The organism is Citrobacter sp. TBCS-15, assembly GCF_005280815.1.
Lineage (GTDB): Bacteria > Pseudomonadota > Gammaproteobacteria > Enterobacterales > Enterobacteriaceae > Citrobacter > Citrobacter werkmanii.
This window is the reverse complement of sequence record NZ_SZWK01000120.1, coordinates 106,518-129,661: the sequence shown is the minus strand read 5'-3', so window position 1 is coordinate 129,661 and position 23,144 is coordinate 106,518. Positions and strand designations below refer to the sequence as shown.

General features: G+C 53.0%; 21 protein-coding genes. 17 read left to right on the top strand and 4 right to left on the bottom strand.

The window, feature by feature from the left end; translation table 11 throughout:
* The first annotated feature begins 48 nt into the window (after positions 1 to 48).
* The 7 genes from FDW96_RS11650 (at position 49) to pmrB (ending at position 9,282) form a co-directional block, all read left to right on the top strand.
* Entirely contained in the window at positions 49 to 681 is a 633-nt protein-coding gene (locus FDW96_RS11650) for a DUF2238 domain-containing protein (RefSeq protein WP_137365732.1), read from the top strand.
* 284 nt (positions 682 to 965) lie between these two features.
* Positions 966 to 3,233, top strand: a complete 2,268-nt coding sequence (gene adiA / locus FDW96_RS11645; RefSeq protein WP_137361365.1) for an arginine decarboxylase — start codon at positions 966 to 968, stop codon at positions 3,231 to 3,233.
* A gap of 311 nt (positions 3,234 to 3,544) precedes the next feature.
* Positions 3,545 to 4,306: an AraC family transcriptional regulator gene (locus tag FDW96_RS11640; protein WP_137365731.1), complete on the top strand. Its 762-nt coding sequence runs from the start codon at positions 3,545 to 3,547 to the stop codon at positions 4,304 to 4,306.
* A gap of 128 nt (positions 4,307 to 4,434) precedes the next feature.
* Complete coding sequence (gene adiC / locus FDW96_RS11635; protein WP_038636433.1) at positions 4,435 to 5,772, top strand: arginine/agmatine antiporter; 1,338 nt, start codon at positions 4,435 to 4,437, stop codon at positions 5,770 to 5,772.
* Positions 5,773 to 5,888: 116 nt separating this feature from the next.
* A complete protein-coding gene (gene eptA / locus FDW96_RS11630; RefSeq protein ID WP_137365730.1) occupies positions 5,889 to 7,526 on the top strand; it encodes a phosphoethanolamine transferase EptA in 1,638 nt (545 codons plus the stop codon).
* 4 nt (positions 7,527 to 7,530) lie between these two features.
* Complete coding sequence (gene pmrA, locus FDW96_RS11625; protein WP_137365729.1) at positions 7,531 to 8,199, top strand: two-component system response regulator PmrA; 669 nt, start codon at positions 7,531 to 7,533, stop codon at positions 8,197 to 8,199.
* Positions 8,200 to 9,282, top strand: coding sequence for a two-component system sensor histidine kinase PmrB (gene pmrB, locus FDW96_RS11620; RefSeq protein ID WP_137365728.1), 1,083 nt, complete (start codon positions 8,200 to 8,202; stop codon positions 9,280 to 9,282).
* Here the strand turns inward: pmrB and pmrR are convergent.
* Positions 9,276 to 9,365, bottom strand: coding sequence for an LpxT activity modulator PmrR (gene pmrR, locus FDW96_RS11615; protein WP_038636421.1), 90 nt, complete (start codon positions 9,363 to 9,365; stop codon positions 9,276 to 9,278). The two genes, pmrB and pmrR, sit on opposite strands and share 7 nt — an antisense overlap.
* A 153-nt stretch (positions 9,366 to 9,518) precedes the next feature.
* Positions 9,519 to 11,021 (bottom strand): glycine betaine/L-proline transporter ProP, encoded by a 1,503-nt coding sequence (gene proP, locus FDW96_RS11610; protein ID WP_042312901.1) that lies wholly within the window; start codon positions 11,019 to 11,021, stop codon positions 9,519 to 9,521.
* A gap of 699 nt (positions 11,022 to 11,720) precedes the next feature.
* Between proP and kdgT the strand changes: the two genes are divergently transcribed.
* Complete coding sequence (gene kdgT / locus FDW96_RS11605) at positions 11,721 to 12,719, top strand: 2-keto-3-deoxygluconate transporter (RefSeq protein ID WP_079225645.1); 999 nt, start codon at positions 11,721 to 11,723, stop codon at positions 12,717 to 12,719.
* 30 nt (positions 12,720 to 12,749) lie between these two features.
* Here the strand turns inward: kdgT and FDW96_RS11600 are convergent, their stop codons facing one another.
* A complete protein-coding gene (locus FDW96_RS11600) occupies positions 12,750 to 13,643 on the bottom strand; it encodes a diguanylate cyclase regulator RdcB family protein (protein WP_061382672.1) in 894 nt (297 codons plus the stop codon).
* Positions 13,640 to 15,997, bottom strand: a complete 2,358-nt coding sequence (crfC, locus tag FDW96_RS11595; RefSeq protein ID WP_137365727.1) for a clamp-binding protein CrfC — start codon at positions 15,995 to 15,997, stop codon at positions 13,640 to 13,642. The genes FDW96_RS11600 and crfC overlap by 4 nt, the downstream gene beginning before the upstream one ends.
* Positions 15,998 to 16,535: 538 nt before the next feature.
* On the opposite strand from crfC, the gene FDW96_RS11590 reads away from it, so the two are divergent.
* The 9 genes from FDW96_RS11590 to FDW96_RS11550 all read left to right on the top strand — a co-directional run bounded on the left by FDW96_RS11590 (position 16,536) and on the right by FDW96_RS11550 (position 23,125).
* On the top strand, positions 16,536 to 16,871 hold the full coding sequence (locus FDW96_RS11590) for a zinc ribbon domain-containing protein YjdM (protein ID WP_003031835.1): 336 nt from the start codon (positions 16,536 to 16,538) through the stop codon (positions 16,869 to 16,871).
* A gap of 139 nt (positions 16,872 to 17,010) precedes the next feature.
* Complete coding sequence (yjdN, locus tag FDW96_RS11585; RefSeq protein WP_042312911.1) at positions 17,011 to 17,457, top strand: VOC family metalloprotein YjdN; 447 nt, start codon at positions 17,011 to 17,013, stop codon at positions 17,455 to 17,457.
* A 132-nt stretch (positions 17,458 to 17,589) separates the two neighbouring features.
* Positions 17,590 to 18,378: a phosphonate ABC transporter ATP-binding protein gene (gene phnC, locus FDW96_RS11580; protein WP_137365726.1), complete on the top strand. Its 789-nt coding sequence runs from the start codon at positions 17,590 to 17,592 to the stop codon at positions 18,376 to 18,378.
* Positions 18,379 to 18,401: 23 nt separating this feature from the next.
* On the top strand, positions 18,402 to 19,418 hold the full coding sequence (gene phnD / locus FDW96_RS11575) for a phosphonate ABC transporter substrate-binding protein (protein WP_137365725.1): 1,017 nt from the start codon (positions 18,402 to 18,404) through the stop codon (positions 19,416 to 19,418).
* Between the two features lie 80 nt (positions 19,419 to 19,498).
* On the top strand, positions 19,499 to 20,278 hold the full coding sequence (gene phnE / locus FDW96_RS11570) for a phosphonate ABC transporter, permease protein PhnE (protein WP_038636402.1): 780 nt from the start codon (positions 19,499 to 19,501) through the stop codon (positions 20,276 to 20,278).
* Between the two features lie 20 nt (positions 20,279 to 20,298).
* The gene (gene phnF, locus FDW96_RS11565) at positions 20,299 to 21,024 is read left to right on the top strand and encodes a phosphonate metabolism transcriptional regulator PhnF (protein WP_137365724.1); all 726 of its coding nucleotides are present in this window, start codon (positions 20,299 to 20,301) and stop codon (positions 21,022 to 21,024) included.
* Entirely contained in the window at positions 21,025 to 21,477 is a 453-nt protein-coding gene (gene phnG / locus FDW96_RS11560; protein WP_042312918.1) for a phosphonate C-P lyase system protein PhnG, read from the top strand.
* Positions 21,474 to 22,058 carry a phosphonate C-P lyase system protein PhnH gene (gene phnH / locus FDW96_RS11555; RefSeq protein ID WP_003031824.1) on the top strand — a complete coding sequence of 195 codons (585 nt, stop codon included), beginning with the start codon at positions 21,474 to 21,476 and terminating at the stop codon, positions 22,056 to 22,058. The genes phnG and phnH overlap by 4 nt, the downstream gene beginning before the upstream one ends.
* Positions 22,058 to 23,125 (top strand): carbon-phosphorus lyase complex subunit PhnI, encoded by a 1,068-nt coding sequence (locus tag FDW96_RS11550; RefSeq protein WP_137365723.1) that lies wholly within the window; start codon positions 22,058 to 22,060, stop codon positions 23,123 to 23,125. Before phnH ends, FDW96_RS11550 begins: the two co-directional genes overlap by 1 nt.
* The last annotated feature ends 19 nt before the right edge of the window (positions 23,126 to 23,144 follow it).

Genomic DNA, 23,144 nt, shown 5'->3' with positions numbered 1-23,144 from the left:
TGCGGCTCACAGGGAATAGTGATCTTTTCCATTACGTGTGAATTCACCATGCTCCGCACCCTGAACCCCATAATTTTGCACACTGGCGCGCTGATTCTGGCGCTGATCCTTATCTACACCGGCATCTGTGCCACTGAGAAAATCACCTGGCTGATGGAAGTCACGCCGGTCATTATCGTCGTACCGTTGTTGTTGACTACCGTAAAGCGCTACCCGTTGACGCCGCTGCTCTACACGCTAATTTTCTTTCACGCCATCATTCTGATGGTCGGCGGTATGTATACCTATGCCAAAGTCCCCGTCGGTTTTCAGGTTCAGGAATGGCTGGATCTTAGTCGTAATCCCTATGACAAGCTGGGTCATTTCTTTCAGGGGCTGGTGCCAGCACTGACGGCAAGAGAGATTTTAGTGCGCGGTAATATTGTCCGTGGCCGAAAAATGCTGGCATTTTTAGTCTGCTGCGTGGCATTGGCGATTAGCGCGACCTATGAGCTGATCGAATGGTGGGCGGCGCTGGCAATGGGTCAAGGAGCTGATGATTTTCTCGGCACACAGGGCGACCCATGGGATACCCAATCCGATATGTTTTGTGCCCTGCTTGGGGCCTTAACCACCGTGATTTTACTGGCGAGGACGCATTGCAAGCAACTGCGCCATTATGGGTTAGTCACCGCCAACTGAATGAAATCATTACCGGATGTCGCTGATGCGCATCCGGCCTGCGCGCTTGCCATTCAGCAATATCAGTATCAGCCAAAAAAATATTCCCCCTGTCGATAAACGGCGGTTAAAATCCGCCATCAATATAGAATAACTCATTGTTTAAAAACATATAAAATACAAATCAGTCTGTTTTTCACCCGCTTTACAGCCCATTTTCTCAGGATAATACTTGCCTGCGTCACATTCATACGGTGTGTCTGCAATCCATAAATTGCAACCTTTCCACAACCGGGTAAAAGATGATGAAAGTATTAATTGTTGAAAGTGAGTTTCTGCATCAGGACACCTGGGTCGGTAGCGCTGTCGAACGTCTGGCTGACGCATTAAGCCGCCAGAATGTTACCGTCATTAAGTCCACCTCATTCGACGATGGTTACGCCATCCTCGCCGCAAATGAAGCCATTGATTGCCTGATGTTCAGCTATCAAATGGAACAACAAGATGAGCACCTGAATGTCAGGCAATTGATCGGCAAGCTCCACGAGCGCCAGCAAAACGTTCCCGTTTTCCTGTTGGGCGATCGCGAAAAAGCCACTGCATCTTTGGATCGCGACCTGCTGGAGCTTGTCGATGAATTCGCCTGGATTCTGGAAGATACCGCAGACTTTATCGCCGGGCGCGCCGTGGCGGCAATGACCCGTTACCGCCAGCAGCTTCTGCCGCCGCTGTTCAGCGCGCTGATGAAATACGGCGACATCCATGAATATTCCTGGGCAGCGCCTGGCCACCAGGGCGGCGTCGGATTTACCAAAACCCCAGCCGGTCGTTTCTATCATGACTACTACGGTGAAAACTTATTCCGTACCGACATGGGTATCGAACGCACCTCCCTGGGTTCACTGCTGGATCATACTGGCGCATTTGGCGAGAGCGAAAAATATGCCGCCCGGGTGTTTGGGGCTGACCGCTCCTGGTCCGTGGTGGTCGGGACTTCCGGCTCTAACCGCACCATCATGCAAGCCTGTATGACCGACAACGACGTCGTGGTGCTGGATCGCAACTGCCATAAATCGATTGAACAGGGGCTGATCCTTACCGGGGCAAAACCGGTATACATGGTGCCTAGTCGCAACCGCTACGGCATTATCGGGCCTATCTACCCGCAGGAAATGCAGCCTGAAACATTGCAGAAAAAAATCAGTGAAAGCCCACTGACAAAAGGCAAAGCCGGACAAAAACCGTCATACAGCGTCGTGACTAACTGTACCTATGACGGCGTTTGCTACAACGCAAAAGAGGCGCAGGACCTGCTCGCGCAAACCAGCGATCGTATCCACTTCGATGAGGCCTGGTACGGCTATGCCCGCTTTAACCCAATTTATGCCGACCACTACGCCATGCGTGGCGCGCCGGGCGATCATAACGGCCCTACCGTTTTTGCCACCCACTCGACTCACAAACTGCTGAATGCGCTCTCCCAAGCATCTTATATTCACGTCCGTGAAGGTCGTGGGGCCGTGAACTTCTCCCGCTTTAACCAGGCGTACATGATGCACGCTACCACCTCTCCGCTGTATGCCATCTGCGCCTCAAACGATGTGGCGGTTTCCATGATGGACGGTAACAGCGGCCTGTCGCTCACCCAGGAAGTGATCGACGAAGCGGTCGATTTCCGCCAGGCCATGGCGCGGCTGTACAAAGAATTCACCGCCGAAGGCGACTGGTTCTTCAAACCATGGAACAAAGAGGTGGTAACCGATCCGCAGACCGGCAAAACCTATGACTTTGCCGATGCGCCAACCCAACTCCTGACCACTGACCAGAATTGCTGGGTAATGCGTCCGGGCGAATCCTGGCACGGGTTTAAAGACCTGCCGGATAACTGGAGCATGCTGGACCCGATTAAAGTCAGTATTCTGGCGCCGGGTATGGGCGACGATGGCGAACTGGAAGAGACCGGTGTTCCAGCTGCACTGGTCACCGCCTGGCTTGGCCGTCACGGTATCGTGCCGACTCGTACCACCGACTTCCAGATTATGTTCCTGTTCTCAATGGGGATTACCCGTGGGAAATGGGGCACACTGATCAACACGTTGTGCTCTTTCAAACATCACTACGATGCGAATACTCCGCTTGCACAGGTAATGCCTGAACTGGTGGAGGAACATCCAGACACTTACGCAAACATGGGCATTCACGATCTTGGCGACACCATGTTTGCCTGGCTGAAAGAGAACAACCCTGGCAGCCGTCTCAATGCAGCCTACTCCGGCCTGCCTGTTGCTGAAATTACACCGCGTGAAGCCTATAACGCGATTGTCAGCGATAACGTTGAGATGGTGGCCATTGAAAATCTGCAGGGCCGTATAGCAGCGAACTCCGTGATTCCTTACCCACCAGGAATTCCGATGCTGTTGTCCGGGGAAAACTTTGGCGATGCTAACAGCCCGCAGATTAGTTATCTACGTTCGTTGCAGTCCTGGGACCACCACTTCCCTGGATTTGAACATGAAACCGAAGGAACGGAAATTATTGACGGTGTGTATCACGTCATGTGCGTGAAAGCATAATGTCTTTTTTAGATAGTCCGATTTGAAGGATGACATGTCATGCTTGAGTAATTCCTGAGTATTGCTGCAAAACAATAACATTGTCATACCTTTTTGCGCGGGACCACCCCGCGCTTTTTTTATACGAAAATTGTACGTTGCCACTTGCGTAAAAATTTATGTACACGGCAATAATCCCTACAGATATTGTAATTAATCAAAATATCGTTATTTTATCGCTTGTCTTGATTCATCACACAATTTCATTTGCCGGTTATTTCTTGCCCAATGGTGAGTTACGGTAGTTTATGTCATATTCCTGGAGTTTGGGTATGAGACTTTGCAGCAAAGAAGCGTGTGTTGTGGTATTAACAGAGAAGGATGTTTGGTTAAGGATTAACGGTAAAGAAGCCATCAGTTTAAAAGCTAATCATATGGCATTAGTGGCATGTGATAACAATATTATCGATTTCTCATCACTTAATAACGCACAGGTCGTACATATCAGCCGCGATATCATTAAAGACTATCTGCGTTTTTTAAATAAGGACCTTTCACAGATCCCATTCTGGCAGCGGAGTGCTAACCCAGTGATCACCGCTACCTGTCTGACGCCGGATGTCTTCCGGGTGGCCGCTCAACATAGCGTAATGGAAACAGGGGACGAAGGTGAAAGAGAGCGCACACGCTCACTACTATTCACGGTGCTATCCCGCTTTCTTGACAGCAAAAAATTTATCTCTTTGCTCATGCATATGCTGCGTAGTCGTATCAGCGACAGCGTTTATCACATTATTGAGAGCGACATACACAAAGACTGGAATTTAAGCATGGTCGCCAGTTGCTTATGCCTGAGTCCCAGTTTGTTAAAGAAAAAACTCAAAAGTGAAAATACAAGTTATAGCCAAATAATTACCACATGTCGCATGCGTTATGCCGTCAATCAACTCCTGATGGACGAGAAAAACATTTCCCAGGTCTCTCAACTGTGCGGATATAACAGTACCTCATACTTTATTTCCGTATTCAAAGAATTTTATGGGATGACGCCACTGCATTATGTTAGTCAATTTCGGGAGCCATCCGCTGCCTGAGTTTTAATCAGTTAGCGATAAGCCATAATAATATCAGCATTAGCGATACCCCAGCTCCGTCATCATAAAATAGTCTTTTGAAGAGGTATGATAAGTCCGTCATTTATCCTTATCAGGAGTTAAAAAATATGTCGACGGATGCTGATGCTCACAAAGTGGGCTTAATCCCCGTCACCCTTATGGTGTCGGGGAATATTATGGGTTCCGGTGTATTCCTGCTGCCCGCAAACCTTGCGTCAACTGGCGGGATTGCAATCTACGGATGGTTGGTCACGATTATCGGTGCTCTGGCACTGTCGATGGTGTACGCAAAAATGTCGTCCTTAGACTCCAGTCCCGGTGGTTCTTATGCTTATGCCCGCCGCTGCTTCGGTCCATTTTTAGGCTACCAGACTAACGTCCTGTACTGGCTGGCCTGCTGGATTGGTAACATCGCCATGGTGGTCATTGGCGTCGGTTACCTGAGCTACTTCTTCCCCATCTTAAAAGATCCGCTGGTCCTGACGCTGACCTGTGTCGTGGTACTGTGGATCTTCGTATTGCTGAACATTGTCGGCCCGAAAATGATCACCCGTGTACAGGCTGTCGCAACGGTGCTGGCGCTGGTGCCGATTGTTGGGATTGCCGTCTTCGGCTGGTTCTGGTTCCGCGGCGAAACCTATATGGCGGCCTGGAACGTCAGCGGTATGAATACCTTCGGCGCAATTCAAAGCACCCTGAACGTGACCTTATGGTCATTTATCGGGGTGGAAAGTGCCTCCGTCGCGGCAGGCGTGGTTAAAAATCCTAAACGTAATGTGCCTATCGCCACCATTGGCGGGGTGCTGATTGCCGCCGTTTGCTACGTGCTCTCCACAACGGCGATTATGGGGATGATCCCTAACGCAGCGCTGCGTGTTTCGGCCTCGCCGTTCGGTGATGCCGCAAGAATGGCGCTGGGCGACACCGCTGGCGCTATCGTCTCCTTCTGCGCTGCTGCCGGGTGTCTTGGTTCACTGGGCGGATGGACGCTGCTGGCCGGACAAACCGCCAAAGCGGCGGCCGATGACGGTCTGTTCCCGCCGATTTTTGCCCGCGTTAACAAAGCCGGTACCCCGGTGGCCGGGTTAATTATCGTCGGCATCCTGATGACCATTTTCCAGTTCAGCAGCATGTCGCCGAACGCCGCAAAAGAGTTTGGTCTGGTCTCTTCGGTTTCGGTCATCTTCACGCTGGTGCCATATCTGTACACCTGTGCCGCGTTGTTGCTGCTCGGTCATGGTCACTTCGGCAAAGCGCGCCCGCTGTATCTGGCGGTAACCTTTATCGCCTTTGTCTACTGCATCTGGGCGGTTATTGGTTCTGGCGCCAAAGAGGTGATGTGGTCGTTCGTCACGCTGATGATTATTACCGCGCTGTACGCACTTAACTACAACCGGATCCATAAAAACCCCTATCCATTGGATGCCCCGGTAAAAAATAGTTAACGCAAGCGGCACTGGTGAATAGCCGACATCCAACAAAAAGCCAATCTTAAGAACTTAAGGTTGGCTTAATTTTACTTTGAGAGGATCTGCCCCACTTAGTCGATGGAATCCCTTTCATGTTAAAGCACCTGTTTAAAAGGCCCGCTCTCGGGTTAATCAGCTGGCTTCTGCTGCTCTCATTTTATCTTGCGACCTTTCTGAACATTGCGTTCTATAAACAAGTGCTGCAAGACCTGCCTCTGGATTCTGTGCGCAACGTGTTGGTGTTTTTATCGATGCCGGTCGTCGCTTTCAGCGTTATGAATATCGTGCTGACGCTGGCCTCCTTCCTGTGGCTTAACCGTCTGGTGGCGTGCATTTTCATTCTGGTTGGCGCATCGGCTCAATATTTCATCATGACCTACGGCATCATCATCGACCGCTCGATGATCGCCAATATGATGGACACCACGCCCGCCGAAACCTTCGCCCTGATGACGCCACAAATGGTAATTACGCTCGGGGTGAGCGGTATTCTGGCCGCGCTCATTGCCTGCTGGATAAGAATCAAGCCTATTACTCCAGCGCTGCGCAGCGTGTTGTTCCGTGGCGCGAACATTCTGATCTCCGCGCTGCTGATCGTACTGGTCGCCGCGTTCTTCTATAAAGATTACGCCTCACTGTTTCGCAACAACAAAGAATTGGTGAAATCCCTCAGCCCATCCAACAGCATTGTGGCGACGTCATCCTGGTATTCGCATCAGAGGCTGGCCCACCTGCCATTGGTACGCATTGGCGAAGATGCGCATCGCAATCCGTTGATGGTCAAAGAAAAGCGTAAAAACCTGACAATTGTGGTTCTCGGCGAGACCTCCCGCGGCGACAACTTCTCCCTGTCCGGCTATGCGCGCCAGACCAACCCGCTACTGGAAAAAGATAATGTGGTCTATTTCCCGCGCACGACGTCCTGCGGTACGGCCACAGCGGTATCTGTGCCCTGCATGTTCTCCGATATGCCGCGCGCGCATTACGATGAAGAACTGGCTCAGCATCAGGAAGGCGTACTCGACATCATCCAGCGGGCGGGAATTAACGTGCTGTGGAATGATAACGACGGTGGATGTAAAGGAGCCTGCGATCGGGTGCCGCACCAGAATATGACTAAGCTGAACCTGCCAGGACAGTGTATTGATGGTGAATGCTATGATGACGTCCTGTTCCACGGGCTGGAAGAGTACATTAATAATCTGCAAAGCGACGGCGTGATTGTGCTGCACACCATCGGCAGCCACGGTCCGACCTATTACAACCGCTATCCTGCGCAGTTCAAGAAATTTACGCCAACCTGCGACACCAACGAGATCCAGACCTGTTCCCAGCAACAGCTGGTCAATACGTACGACAACACGATTCTATATGTTGACTATATTGTTGATAAAGCAATCAATATACTGAAAGAGCATCAGGATAATTTTACCACCAGCCTGGTCTATCTTTCCGATCACGGCGAATCCTTAGGGGAAAATGGCGTCTATTTGCACGGCCTGCCGTATTCGATTGCACCAGATACACAAAAACATGTGCCGATGCTGCTGTGGCTCTCAGAAGATTATCAGCAACGCTATCAGGTCTCTCAGACATGTTTGCAAAAACGAGCAAGCTCAGAGAACTTCTCACAGGATAATCTGTTCTCGACCCTGCTGGGATTAACGGGCGTGCAAACACAGAAATATCAGGCGGCAGATGATATTCTGCAACCCTGCCGGGGAGGCTAAGCGAATGAAAATTCTGATTGTTGAAGACGATACGTTGTTATTACAGGGACTGATACTCGCCGCGCAAACGGAAGGCTATGCCTGCGACGGTGTATCAACGGCCCGGGCAGCGGAGCAATGTCTGGAGACCGGACATTACAGTCTGGTGGTTCTGGATCTGGGTTTACCGGATGAAGACGGTCTGCACTTCCTGAACAGGGTCAGGCAGAAAAAATACACCGTACCGGTGCTTATCCTCACCGCCCGCGATACGGTAAAAGACCGGGTCAGCGGGCTGGACGTGGGCGCCGATGACTATCTGGTCAAACCGTTCGCGCTGGAAGAACTGCACGCCCGCATCCGGGCGCTGCTGCGTCGTCATAACAATCAGGGTGAAAGCGAATTAATTGTTAGTAACCTGACGCTGAATATCGGTCGTCGCCAGGTGTGGATGGACGGGCAAGAGATTATCTTAACGCCGAAAGAATACGCGCTCCTGTCGCGTCTGATGCTCAAGGCAGGCAGTCCGGTTCACCGGGAAATTCTGTATAACGACATCTACAGTTGGGATAACGAACCGTCGACCAATACGCTGGAAGTCCACATCCATAATCTGCGCGATAAAGTGGGGAAATCACGTATCCGCACGGTCAGGGGATTTGGCTATATGCTGGTCGCCACTGAGGAAAGCTAAGTGAAGCTGCTGCAATATCTAAAACGACCTCTCCCTCTTCGCCAACGGTTAATACTGACGATCGGTCTAATTCTGCTGGTCTTTCAGCTCATTAGCACCTTCTGGTTGTGGCACGAAAGTACCGAGCAAATACAGTTATTCGAACAGGCGCTGCGCGATAACCGTAACAACGATCGCCACATCATGCATGAGATCCGCGAGGCTATCGCCAGCCTGATCGTCCCCGGCATCTTTATGGTCAGCCTGACGCTGCTGATTTGCTACCAGGCGGTGCGACGTATTACCCGTCCCCTTGCCGATCTGCAAAAAGAGTTAGAAGCGCGGGCAGCCGATAACCTGGCCCCCATTGAAATTCACAGTTCAACCGTTGAGATACAGGCGGTCGTCTCAGCGCTCAACGAGCTGGTGACGCGGCTGACCACCACTATCGAAAACGAACGCTTATTTACCGCCGATGTCGCCCACGAACTGCGCACACCGCTGTCAGGCGTTCGCCTGCATCTGGAATTATTATCCAAAACCCATAAAGTCGACGTTTCGCCGTTAATTGCGCGCCTTGACCAAATGATGGACAGCGTGTCGCAACTGTTGCAACTCGCCCGCGTCGGGCAGTCGTTTTCGGCCGGAAGCTACCAACATGTCAAACTGCTGGAGGACGTGATTCTGCCTTCCTATGACGAACTCAGCACCATGCTGGACCAGCGCCAGCAGACGCTGCTCCTCCCGCAAAGCGCGGCGGACGTTGTCGTACGTGGCGACGCAACGCTATTACGCATGCTGCTGCGCAATCTGGTAGAGAACGCGCACCGTTACAGCCCGGAAGGCACTACTATTACGATCGGCCTGAATACCGAGCATGACGCCGTCATGGCCGTCGAAGATGAAGGTCCAGGCATTGATGAAAGTAAATGCGGGGAGTTAAGCAAAGCGTTTGTGCGGATGGACAGCCGTTTTGGCGGAATTGGGCTGGGGCTGAGCATTGTCAGTCGGATCACCCAGCTACATCGCGGGCATTTCTATTTGCAGAATCGTCAGGGAACGAGCGGCACTCGCGCCTGGGTGGAATTAGCGAAAGCTCAGTAAGAACTCACCCATACGTACAAAAAGCTGCTGACGATCAGTACGCTACACAGGGCAGTCAAACTTTCATAAATGCGGGTTTTCATGACACTCTCCTCCGAAACTATGAAGGAGAGTTTGCCTGAAAGATATTAAGCCAACCTTAAGTCGCTGTGATAGATCACCATAATGCGCCGGACGGCAGTTGACGCCTTATCCGGCCTACTGAGTACAACGCTACCTGTAGGCCTGAGAGCTGATTACTCATCAATACGCGGATGCTGCTGCACCAGGCGCGAACGCTTAAGCTGCAATTCCGCAATTTCCTGATCAATATCTTCGATTTTATGCTCGATGTTATCGTAGTGCTCACCGAGGATCTCTTTCGCTTCCTGAATATCCGAAGCGGCAGGCGTCGCCCCTTTCAGTGGCTTATTCGCGGTCTCTTTCATGGTGATACCGGTAATTAAACCAACCACCGCAATCACCATCAGGTAATAAGCAGGCATCATCAGATTCTGCGAACTTTCCACCAGCCAGGCAGCCAGGGTTGGCGTCAGACCCGCAACCAGGACCGAGATATTAAACGCCGCCGCCAACGCGCTATAACGAATATGCGTCGGGAACATCGCCGGTAACGTTGAAGCCATCACCCCGGTAAAGCAGTTGAGGATCACCGCCAGCATCAGCAGCCCGGCAAAAATCAGGCCGATGACATTACTGTTAATCAGAATAAATGCCGGAATGGCCAGCACAAATAGCGCAATACTGCCCATAATCACAAACGGGCGACGACCGAAGCGGTCGCTGAGCAGACCCATCACCGGCTGCACAAACAACATACCAATCATAATGGCGATAATAATCAGCACGCCGTGATCTTCAGAGTAATGCAGGTTATGCGACAGGTAGCTCGGCATATAGGTGAGCAGCATGTAATAGGTAACGTTGGTGGCAATCACCAGGCCGATACATGCCAACAGGCTGCGCCAGTGTTTGGTAGCAATCTCTTTAAACGAAACCTTCGGACCTTCCTGCAGACCCTCACGGTCGCCCTGTTCCAGTTTATCAACGTGCTGCTGGAACGCCGGCGTCTCTTCCAGCGCATGACGCAGGTACAGACCAATCAGCCCTAACGGCAGCGCCAGGAAGAACGGAATACGCCAGCCCCACTCAAGGAAATTTTCCTCGCCGACAATGGTTGAAATCAGAACCACCACGCCCGCGCCCAACACAAACCCGGCGATCGAGCCGAAGTCCAGCCAGCTCCCCATAAATCCACGCTTACGGTCAGGCGAATATTCCGCGACAAAAATCGACGCCCCAGTGTACTCTCCGCCGACCGAGAATCCCTGTGCCATCTTACATACAAGCAGCAGAATCGGCGCCCAGATACCAATCGAGGCATACGAGGGAATAAGACCGATACAGAAGGTACTGATCGACATAATCACAATGGTGATAGCGAGGATCTTCTGACGACCGTATTTATCGCCGAGCATACCGAAGAACAATCCGCCAAGCGGTCGAATCAGAAAGGGAACAGAGAAGGTGGCGAGCGCGGCAACCATCTGCACGCTGGGGTCAGCCCCCGGGAAGAACACTTTACCTAATGCGTAAGCAACAAACCCATAAACACCAAAATCGAACCATTCCATCGCATTACCTAACGACGCCGCGGTAATGGCTTTTCGCAACTTTCCGTCATCAATGATGGTGACGTCGCGCAGCGTAATGGGTTTTATTTTTTTCCTTTTTAGCATACCAGTCCTCTTAGACTTAGCCCTGTCGCGCACAGTTCGACGCTCCTAACGCAACATGCGCTAAGGTCATCGCCGAGCGGGGAATGCACAGACGCAATCCCTGTAACAAGCGTAGCAGGTTTACTTACACTGGCTGGAAACGAGCAGTACAACCGAACCTGTTGACGCCTGATTGGGCGGTTAATGACCTCTTTACCCTAACAGTGTTTAAATTTGTGATCAACTTCACAAATGGTATTTCATTTCGTCAACCTGCGTAAATAAGGTCATTCTGAGTCAACTTTTTTACATGTCATGCTTGCGATTTACTGACAATTAAATACAAGAATAAATCGCTTTATTGCACCAACAATCACAGCGGTCACTATTATTCTGCTAGCAAAAAAACCACCTAATCACTTCACAAAAAGATCACAGCTTTTTTAATAATCAGAGCGCTTGAGAACTTTTGCGCGGAATATGTGATGAAGATAACTAAAACATCGTTTTATTTTGATTGAATCAATGTTCCCATGAATGCAAACTAATTCCAGACGCAATATCCCTGGGAGCAGTAACACGCTCAACGTATGCCGCGTTAGATTCTATAAAACAAAGAGATAGCGATTACCTTTGTTAAGAAATTTTAGTAACCATTTGATTTTATTAATTTTTAACTCCTTGCGCATATAGTGCCTGCGACAAGATATGAGGACGTTTATGAAAATTAAAGCCACGATTGAACGCATCCCCGGCGGAATGATGTTGATTCCCCTGTTATTAGGCGCAGTGTTAAATACCTTGGCTCCCGATACTGGCGCGTATTTCGGATCGTTTACCAAAGGCATGATCAGCGGAACGGTGCCTATTCTGGCGGTGTGGTTTTTTTGTATTGGCGCATCTATTGATTTACGGGCAACCGGTACAGTATTACGTAAGTCCGGTACGTTGGTCATCACCAAAATAGCCGTGGCGTGGGTAGTGGCAATGATAGCCGCGTCATTTATTCCTGATACCGGTATTCAAACCGGGTTCTTTGCGGGACTTTCGGTACTGGCAATTGTTTCCGCGATGGATATGACCAACGGTGGTCTGTACGCCAGCCTGATGAACCAGTACGGAACGAAAGAAGAGTCCGGCGCATTTGTATTAATGTCTCTGGAATCCGGTCCGTTGATGACGATGGTGATCCTTGGTTCAGCGGGCCTGGCCTCCTTCGAGCCACACCATTTTATCGGCGCGGTATTACCGTTCCTGATTGGCTTTACGCTGGGTAACCTGGATCACGATCTACGTTCTTTCTTCAGCAAAGCCACGCCGGTACTAATCCCGTTCTTCGGCTTTGCGCTGGGCAATACCATTAACCTGAGCGTCATCGTTGATACCGGTCTGTTGGGTATTCTGCTGGGCGTCGCGGTAATCGTTATCACCGGTATCCCGCTGATTATTGCTGACCGCGTTATCGGTGGCGGGAACGGTACGGCAGGTGTTGCAGCCTCTTCTGCGGCAGGCGCTGCGGTGGCAAACCCGGTGATTATCGCCCAGATTAACCCGGCATTTGAACCGGTTGCCGCCTCCGCCACGGCGCTGGTTGCTGCCAGCGTGATTGTCACCGCCATTTTGGTGCCGATTATCACCGCGCTGTATGCCAAACGCTTTAATAAAAACCTGGTCGCCAACGAGACGGTGGCAACCCCGGCAGATACTCTGCACCACTAACTCTGCCTTAGCCTCACTGACCGTCCCTGCTCAATTGATGAGTGGGGGCGGTGCAAAAATCTCCTCAACCATCGCATCAACCAGACGTTTTGCCGAACACAATCGCGGCATTCCCAACGCCACATTTTGCCAACGCTGCGTCACAGACCAGCTCACCGGATGGCGCTGCGCATCACACCAGTCGCCTAACCAACTCAACATATCGTTGTGCTCGCCCGAGCCGCCGACCGTCGGCGCGCTGAGCCAATGATGATAATAATGACGCGTAGCGGGCGCCGCATTCACGCTGTCTGCCAGCGTCTGAGCAGCCATGATGCGCAGGTTGTCTTTAAGCATTGAGACCACATCGGCATTCGCTAACCGGCAGGCGTCACCGAAAGCGCCCCAGCGCAGTTCTTCCAGCGCGACAAAACAGCGCCCGGGTAACGACCAGCCGTCATACGCCCCAGCCCGCCAACGGGTAAAAATTTGCTCGCTGTGTTCACCCGCCTGAACCGTCAGGCCGCGTTGCGTCAACGCCTTCTCCTTATACGCGCCGCGTTGAGTGAACCCGTCCATAAGCGAATTTATCTGCTGTATGAGACCGGGGGTGGACAGCCCCCGCGGATGTTCGGTCTGTTGCAAAAACATTAGCCCTTCAGCGATGCGCACCAGCGCCAGATGGCCTGGATCGATCATACCCGCCAGCTTCTCCACCAGCTTCAGACGCATCACCAGGTGCTCGCTGGACACGCCCGCCATCACCCACGCACGCAGTTGCGTCTGGGATAGCACCTCCTGCGTCAGGCGTGCACGCAGACGCTGCTGCTGTTGCAGAAAACCGCCGGAACGTTTGGTTTCATCTCCTTGAACCAGATCGACCATAAACTTCGGGTAGACACACTCCAGCGTCCGCCCGGGGCCTTCCAGTAACACGTTAGTCATGTGTGCTCAGTTGCAAAAAGGGTGTTGATATCGTCGCGCAGCAAGCGGGAATCTTCATAAAGCCATGCCGCTATCGTAATACGATGCTGCAATTGTTCATTCAACGCATTCACCGCAGACTCATTTTGCTGGCGCAGAGTCAGGCTCTCACGCAGGCTCGCCTGTAATTGCGCCAGACACAGTGAAAAATCAGCAAAAAACGTGGCCATGCCTGCCGTAACGGAAATATCGACCTGAGCAACTAAAGCTTTACGAATTTGTTGGCAAAACTGGGTAACGTAATGCACAAGACTCTTGTGCAGCGCGCCCATATCAATGAGATAACGCGTTTTTGTTTCGACGTAATCATTCCATCCCCAGTTGGGTTGGTTCAGCCAACGGGAGAAAGTGTCACGCACCACACCGCCAGTAGTCGACGCATTTTCCGCCGGAATATCCTGCTCAATGGCCTCATTGAACAACTGGCGGGTATTGAAGTTAAACATCGCCGCATGAAACGCCGGAAAACGGATCCGCGCACGAAATCCGGCGTGATTCAGCTCCTCTTTCACCCGCAATTCAATGGGGTGCATAGCGTCATTGAGAGCCCGGGACAGGGTCGACTCAAGCTGCTCAAAACGTAGCGCTAAATCCCGGCTAATACTCTCCTGCGCTGCCAGCAATACCCCTTCACAGGACGAGCGCATTTTATCTAAGACAATTTTTGCCTGCCCTTCATCATGCAGCACCAGCATTTCACCCGCCATTTCAGCCGTTATAGCGCCTGATCCCTGACCGTGCGGTGACATCATCAGGACGTTTTCTTTGACAAAAAACGTATTGATGCCACACAGAATCTCAGTCTGTTGCTCATTGAGATAGGCCGCGGCAGACGCCAACGCCAGTTCTACCTCATGGTTAACTTCATCGCTCACTCGCCCCTGGCTCACCTGTAACTGCTGCATATCCTCTTCAATATGCGTAATGTTCAGCCGCAGTTTTTCATAGGCCACCGTTAATCCATGGGCGCGAAACTCCAGATATTCGTGCGCGCTTTGCGCATAGTTTAATAACTTATGCGACGCGGAACGTAGCGCATATAGCGAGGCATTGGCGTGAGCGGCATGAATCACTTTCTGGATCGGCTGCTCAAACAGCGAATCTTCCCACAGTAAATCGGCGGCATGACGGATATGCTCCGTATCCTCAAGATCGGTGGTACGCCAGCGTCTGCCAAGCGCCGCTTCGGCAAAATCCTGTACCCAGCGTTGCACCTGATGATCCGGCAACCGCCCACGGGTGGTTAGCTCATGACGCGCTCTGTTCGCCAGATAGCCCCACATCGAAGAAACCGGATAGATCCGCTCAGGGGTGATTCCGCCTTGCATCAGCGTGCCAGATATCAAGGCCCGCACCTGCTCTTCATCATCACTGTTGCGGTCTTTCTGATCGAATTTGTTGACCAGCGCGTACAGCGGCACTGATTTCCCAACCGCCATAATCGACCGCCGGACTTCTTCATCGGAAATCGACTTCAGTTGGGTGTAATCCATCACCGCCAGGACCGCAGAAGCCCGCGCCAGCTGTTCATTCAGCATTTTTTGTAAGTGCGGTTGTCCGGCCTCGTTCGGCCCCGGGGTATCCAGCAGCGTTAATTGCCCCGGATAGCTTGCCTGTCCGGCCAAATGGACAAATTCGACCTCGATAACCGGAATATGCTCAATCGCGGCATAGGCGGCAAAAGGAAAATCAGCCTCCAGCGCTTTTGACAAACGCACCAGGTCATTCAGGCTTTTAAGACAATGGAAAATAGGCTGGGCGCCAAGATAATACCGTTCAAATGCCACGCCGTTTTCAATATGCTGCAGCAGGACGTTCATATCCTTATCAATTTCCAGCGTTTGCGTAAGACGCTGGCGATCGCATGCCCGCATACGCTGCTGTAAAACTTTCATTAAGGCGTCGATCGGCGCGACATGCGAAAAATGCAGCACCGGCTCTTTCTGCCCCGGCGTATGGCGAATAAGCGTCGGTAACGCCGTCATCGGGCGATTGCGATTAGGTAAAACTTCTGTGCCGACAATCGCATTAATCGTCGTCGATTTTCCCGCTTTCATGGTGCCAACGATGGCCAGCACCATTTCCAGACGCGTAATCTTGCGCAGTTCATTATTGAGCGTTGCTTGCTGGACATCCATGCCACGCACGCTGAAATGCAGGGGCTGAACAACCTGTCTGCTGTGCTCTCCATGTTGTAGCGCGACATCATCCAACGACGTGATGGGCAATTTTTGTAATTGCCGGAGATGTTCAAGAGAGAGCATCAGCAAGCGTTCAGCTTCCTGACTTAATTCATATATTGTCTGTGTGTGCATGGAAAATTTTTCCTTAACGCAAATGGCATTGCTTTTATTTAGCCTAATCGTTTTATTTATAGATTTTCGGCTTTTATAATTACGTGTAGAAATAATTAAAATCGAAACAACCAATTGATATTATTAAAATAAATTTGGCATATAACCGCTGGCCTGATGCCTCTCACTTATGTAATAAGTAAGAAAGATAAACAGCGTAGTTCAGTTTTATAAAATCCCCGCTGAATTCCCCTACTAAAATTAAGGGGGCAGGAGATATTCAATCATCAGGACGTAGACACCCGTAAGCGGTGTTACCTATGAATATCAGTTATTTCGCCTCACCTTATCTTAAATAACCTGGGGTAGCAATTTCCCTTAAAAAATATTGCGCCATACTTCATTGATGTGAAAGCAAAGGATCTTTACAGCAGATCATTATGCTTTATCGCGCAGTAGTCCCGACAAAAGCAGGGATTTTATGTATAATTGCGGCCTTTTTCGGCAATCTGCCATTTTTTGGGCGCATTTGCCCCTGCTGACTTTTGAGGAAATCGACATGTCATTACCACACTGCCCACAATGCAACTCCGAATACACTTACGAAGATAACGGCATGTTCATCTGCCCGGAATGCGCTCACGAATGGAACGATGCTGAACCGGCTCAGGACAGCGACGAGCTCATCGTTAAAGATGCTAACGGCAACCTGCTGGCCGACGGCGACAGCGTTACCGTAGTGAAAGACCTGAAGGTAAAAGGTAGCTCTTCAATGCTGAAGATCGGTACCAAAGTAAAAAACATTCGTCTGGTGGAAGGCGACCACAACATCGATTGCAAAATCGATGGCTTTGGCCCAATGAAACTGAAATCAGAGTTTGTGAAAAAGAACTGATGCAAATTGCCTGATGGCGCTGCGCTAATCAGGTCTACGTCAGCTCATCTGCCAGGCGGGAAGCTCATACTTCCCGCCTGGTTTATTTTTGCAGACGCTAACTACACTTAACTGGTTTCTTTTACCTGAGGTAAAGATCATGCCGTTAAGTCCCTATATCTCATTTGCAGGCAACTGCGCAGACGCCATCGCCTACTACCAACAAACATTAGGCGCCGAGCTGCTCTACAAAATCAACTTCGGTGAAATGCCCAAATCGGCGCAGGACAGTGAAGAAGGTTGCCCTTCAGGAATGAAATTCCCCGATACCGCCATCGCCCACGCCAACCTGCGCGTTGCGGGCAGCGACATCATGATGAGCGATAGCGCCCCCGATGGAAATGCCCACTACTCTGGCTTCACGCTGGTGCTCGACACGCAAAATGTCGACGAAGGAAAGCGCTGGTTTGATAACCTCGCGGCAAACGGAAAAATCGAAATGGACTGGCAGGAAACCTTCTGGGCCCACGGTTTTGGTAAAGTGAGCGACCAGTATGGCGTGCCGTGGATGATCAACGTCGTCAAACAGCAGCAACCTACCGAGTAATCCAACGGGAGGCTTGCCCTCCCGTACTGTCATTAAAAATCGCTCAACTCTTCATCGTCAAGTAACCATCCCTTAACGAAAGCGTCACATTGATCCGCCACGATGGGGCCACTTTTTTAGGGAGGCCGCATCATGCAAACGATTATCCGCGTCGAGAAACTCTCCAAATCTTTCAACCAGCATCAGGCGCTCAATGCGGTTGATCTGAGCATCTGTTCCGGTGAGATGGTGGCTCTGCTTGGGCCGTCTGGCTCCGGCAAATCCACCCTTTTACGTCATTTAAGCGGTTTGATCACAGGTGATAAATCGCCCGGTAGCCACGTCGAGCTGCTGGGTCGCACCGTTCAACACGAAGGTCGGCTGGCGCGCGATATCCGCCAAAGCCGCGCCCACACCGGCTACATCTTCCAGCAGTTCAATCTGGTGAACCGTCTGACGGTGCTGGAGAACGTGCTGATTGGCGCTCTCGGCAGCACGCCATTCTGGCGCACCTGTTTTAGCTGGTTCAGTCAGGAGCAGAAACAACGCGCGCTCCAGGCGCTGACCCGCGTTGGCATGGCGCACTTTGCGTATCAGCGCGTTTCCACGCTTTCGGGCGGGCAGCAGCAACGCGTCGCTATCGCCCGGGCGCTGATGCAGCAGGCCAAAGTGATCCTGGCCGATGAGCCAATTGCCTCGCTGGACCCGGAATCCGCGCGCATCGTGATGGACACCCTGCGCGACATCAACCAGACCGACGGCATCACCGTGGTCGTCACACTGCACCAGGTGGATTACGCCCTGCGCTATTGCGAACGCATCGTCGCGCTGCGCCAGGGCAACGTCTTCTTTGATGGCAGCAGCCAGAATTTTGATAACGATCGATTTGACCATCTCTATCGCAGCATGAACCGCGTCGAACAGAACGCGCAAGCTGCCTGACATCCCCACAATGAGGAATGGAAATGAGCTATAAGACAGTTGCCGCGCTGGCCTTTACCAGCATGTTTAGTCTCAGCACCCTGCTCAGCCCGGCCCATGCCGAAGAGCAGGAAAAAGCGCTGAACTTCGGCATTATTTCGACCGAATCACAGCAAAACCTGAAGCCGCAGTGGGAACCGTTCCTGAAGGACATGGAAAAGTCACTGGGCGTGAAGGTGAACGCCTTCTTCGCCCCGGACTACGCCGGGATCATCCAGGGAATGCGCTTTAACAAAGTCGATATCGCCTGGTACGGCAACCTCTCGGCAATGGAAGCGGTGGATCGCGCTAACGGACAAGTGTTTGCCCAGACCGTCGCCGCCGACGGATCCCCGGGTTACTGGAGCGTGTTGATCGTTAACAAAGACAGTCCGATCAACAACCTGAACGATCTGATCGCCAAACGTAAGGATCTGACCTTCGGCAACGGCGATCCCAACTCCACGTCAGGCTTCCTCGTCCCCGGCTACTACGTCTTCGCCAAAAACAACATCTCCGCCAGCGACTTCAAACGCACCGTTAACGCCGGACACGAAACCAATGCGCTGGCCGTCGCCAGCAAGCAGGTCGATGTCGCCACCAACAACACCGAAAACCTCGACAAACTGAAAACTTCCGCACCGGAAAAACTGAAAGAGCTGAAGGTGATCTGGAAGTCACCGCTGATCCCGGGCGATCCGATCGTCTGGCGTAAAAACCTCTCCGAAACCACCAAGGACAAGGTGTACGACTTCTTTATGAATTACGGCAAAACGCCGGAGCAGAAAACCGTACTGGAGCGTCTGGGCTGGGCGCCGTTCCGTGCCTCCAGCGACCTGCAACTGGTGCCGATTCGTCAACTGGCGCTGTTTAAAGAGATGCAGGGCGTGAAGGACAACAAAGGGCTGAACGAGGAAGAGAAAGCCAGCAAAACCTCGGTGCTGAAAGCGCAGCTCGACGATCTGGACCGTCTGACCGCCGCGCTGGGCGCCATGACCAGCGTCACCAAAGCGGTGCAGTGATTTGTAGACCGGATTGTAGGCCGGATAAGCACAGCGCCATCCGGCCTACAACGCAAACACACGTACCAACGGAGCTAAACATGCAAACCATCACCGTCGCCCCGCCCAAACGTAGCTGGTTCTCGCTGCTGAGCTGGGCCATTCTTCTCGCCGTGCTGGTGGTCTCGTGGAAAGGTGCCGAAATGGCGCCGCTCACGCTGATCCAGGATTCTGGCAATATGGCGACCTTCGCCGCCGACTTCTTCCCGCCGGACTTCAGCCAGTGGCAGGACTATCTCGGTGAAATGGCCGTCACCCTGCAAATCGCCGTCTGGGGGACTGCCCTCGCCGTTGTACTGTCGATCCCCTTCGGCCTGATGTGCGCCGATAACCTCGTGCCATGGTGGATTTACCAGCCGATGCGCAGAGCGATGGACGCCTGCCGCGCCATCAACGAAATGGTCTTCGCGATGCTGTTCGTGGTCGCCGTCGGCTTAGGTCCATTCGCCGGGGTGATGGCGCTGTTTATCCACACTACCGGGGTGCTCTCCAAACTGCTTTCCGAAGCGGTAGAAGCCATTGAACCAGGTCCGGTAGAAGGCATTCGTGCCACCGGGGCCAACAAAATTGAAGAGATCCTCTACGGCGTTTTGCCGCAGGTGATGCCGTTGCTGATCTCCTACTCGCTGTACCGTTTTGAGTCCAACGTTCGCTCGGCCACGGTGGTCGGCATGGTGGGCGCGGGCGGTATCGGCGTGACCTTATGGGAGGCGATTCGCGGCTTCCAGTTCCAGCAAACCTGCGCCCTGATGGTGTTAATCATCGTCACCGTCAGTCTACTGGATTTCCTTTCCCAGCGTTTGCGTAAGCACTTTATCTGATTAGCGAGGCATTGATTGCTATGCACTTGTCTACACATCCGACCAGTTATCCAACGCGTTATCAGGAAATTGCCGCAAGACTTGAGCAGGAGCTTCGTCAACATTATCGCTGTGGGGACTATCTCCCCGCCGAGAAGCAGCTTGCCGCACGCTACGAGGTGAATCGCCATACCCTACGCCGCGCTATTGACCAGTTGGTTGAGCGTGGTTGGGTTCAACGTCGCCAGGGCGTCGGCGTGCTGGTGCTGATGCGCCCGTTTGATTACCCGCTCAATGCCCAGGCGCGTTTTAGTCAGAACCTGCTGGACCAGGGTAGCCACCCCACCAGTGAAAAACTGCTGGCGGTGCTGCGCCCGGCCTCCAGCCATATTGCCGACGCGCTCAGCATTAACGAAGGCGACAACGTTATTCACCTGCGTACTCTGCGCCGGGTCAACGGCATCGCCTTGTGCCAAATCGACCACTATTTTTCCGACCTCACGCTGTGGCCGCTTATGCAGGGCTTTAACAGCGGTTCGCTGCATGACTACTTACGCGAAGAGTCCGGTCTGACACTCCTGCGCACGCAAACGCGCATCAGCGCCCGCCGGGCCCAGGCCAAAGAGAGCAAGGTGTTGGAAATCCCCAATATGGCGCCGCTGCTGTGCGTGCGCACCCTGAACCACCGTGAAGGCGAAAAGCAGGCGACGGAATACTCCGTCAGCCTGACCCGCGCCGACATGATCGAATTCACTATGGAGCACTGAATGCATTTCGATACCGCCACCCGCCAGCGCTGGATGCGCGCGCTGGCTTATAGCAATGCCGATGCCCTGAGTGCCCGCATCAACGCGCTCAAACTGACGCCGGACTATGAACTTATCCGCGCACCGGAATGCGGACTGCTGCAAATCCAGGCCCGCATGGGCGGCACCGGCAATCGCTTCTTTGCTGGCGACACCACGCTCACCCGCGCGGTGGTGCGCCTGAAGAGCGGCACGCTGGGTTACAGCTACCTGCTGGGACGTAACAAACACCATGCCGAGCAGTGCGCGGTAATTGACGCACTGCTGCAGGAACAAACGCATTTCCAAAGCTTAATGGAAACCTTGATTGCCCCGCTGGAAGCGGAACGCGATGCGCTGATTAGCGCACGCCGTGCCGAAATCAACGCCAGCCGGGTCGACTTCTTCACGCTGGTACGCGGAGATAACGCATGACCTTACAAACCGCTTTTAATTTACCCGTTCAGGATGCGCAGCAGAGCTTTCGTCGCCTGCTGAAAGCCATGAGTGAACCGGGCGTGATCGTCGCCCTGCATCAACTGAAACACGGCTGGCAGCCGCTGGGTCTGGCAACCACCAGCGTGCTGCTGACTCTGGTTGATGGCGACACGCCGGTCTGGCTGGCGCCGTCGATGGATAACGATATTGCCCGGCAGAATCTGCGTTTTCATACCAACGCGCCGCTGGTGGATCAGCCGCAGCTGGCGGCATTTGCCGTCGCCGACGAACGCATCAGCAGCGAACAGCTAAACGCCCTCTCCGCCGGTTCCGCCGTCGCGCCAGAGACCAGCGCCACGCTGATTGTTCAGGTCTCTGGCTTAAGCGGCGGACGCATGCTGCGTCTGACCGGCGCCGGTATCGCCGAGGAACGCATGATCGCGCCGCAGCTGCCGGAATGCCTGATTCACGAACTCACCGAACGCCCGCATCCGTTCCCGCTGGGAGTCGATCTGATCCTCACCTGCGGCGAACGCCTACTGGCTATTCCGCGAACGACTCATGTGGAGGTGTGCTGATGTACGTCGCCGTAAAAGGGGGCGAAAAGGCGATAGCCAACGCCCACGCCCTGCAGGAAAACCGACGCCGGGGCGAGAAGACCATTGCCGAACTGAGCGTCGCACAAATCGAACAGCAGATGAACCTGGCTGTCGACCGGGTGATGACCGAAGGCGGCATCGCCGACCGTGAACTGGCGGCGCTGGCGCTAAAGCAGGCCAGCGGCGATAACGTCGAAGCCATCTTTTTGCTGCGTGCCTACCGCACGACGCTGGCAAAAGTGGCGGTCAGCGAGCCGCTTAACAGTGCAGAAATGCGCCTTGAGCGCCGAATCTCGGCGGTCTACAAGGACATCCCCGGCGGGCAGTTGTTAGGTCCTACCTACGACTACACCCATCGCCTGCTGGATTTTACCCTGCTGGCCAATGGTGAAACGCCGCCGCTGCGCTGCGCGGATAGCACGCAGGATGCCTCCCCGCACGTCTTTTCCCTGCTGGCAAAGCAGGGGCTGGCAAAACGCGAAGAAGACAACGGCGACGCACCCGACGATATCACTCGCACACCTCCGGTTTATCCGTGCTCGCGTGCCTCACGCCTGCAACAGCTGATGCGCGGCGACGAAGGCTATCTGTTGGCACTGGCCTACTCCACCCAACGCGGTTACGGACGCAACCACCCGTTTGCCGCCGAGATCCGCAGCGGTTACGTAGCACTGGAAACCGTACCGGAAGAGCTGGGATTCGCGGTAAACGTCGGCGAACTGCTGATGACTGAGTGTGAAATGGTCAACGGCTTTGTCGCGCCAGAGAACGAATCTCCCCATTTTACCCGCGGCTACGGGCTGGTGTTCGGCATGAGTGAACGTAAAGCAATGGCGATGGCGCTGGTGGACCGCGCCCTACAGGCAGCCGAATACGATGAAACGGTCACAGGACCGGCGCAGGACGAAGAGTTCGTGCTGGCGCATGCGGATAACGTCGAGGCGGCGGGTTTTGTATCGCACCTCAAGCTCCCCCATTACGTCGATTTCCAGGCCGAACTGGAACTGCTCAAACGCCTGCAACAGGAGGCCGCCCGTGACCGCTAACCTCTCCGGCTACAACTTT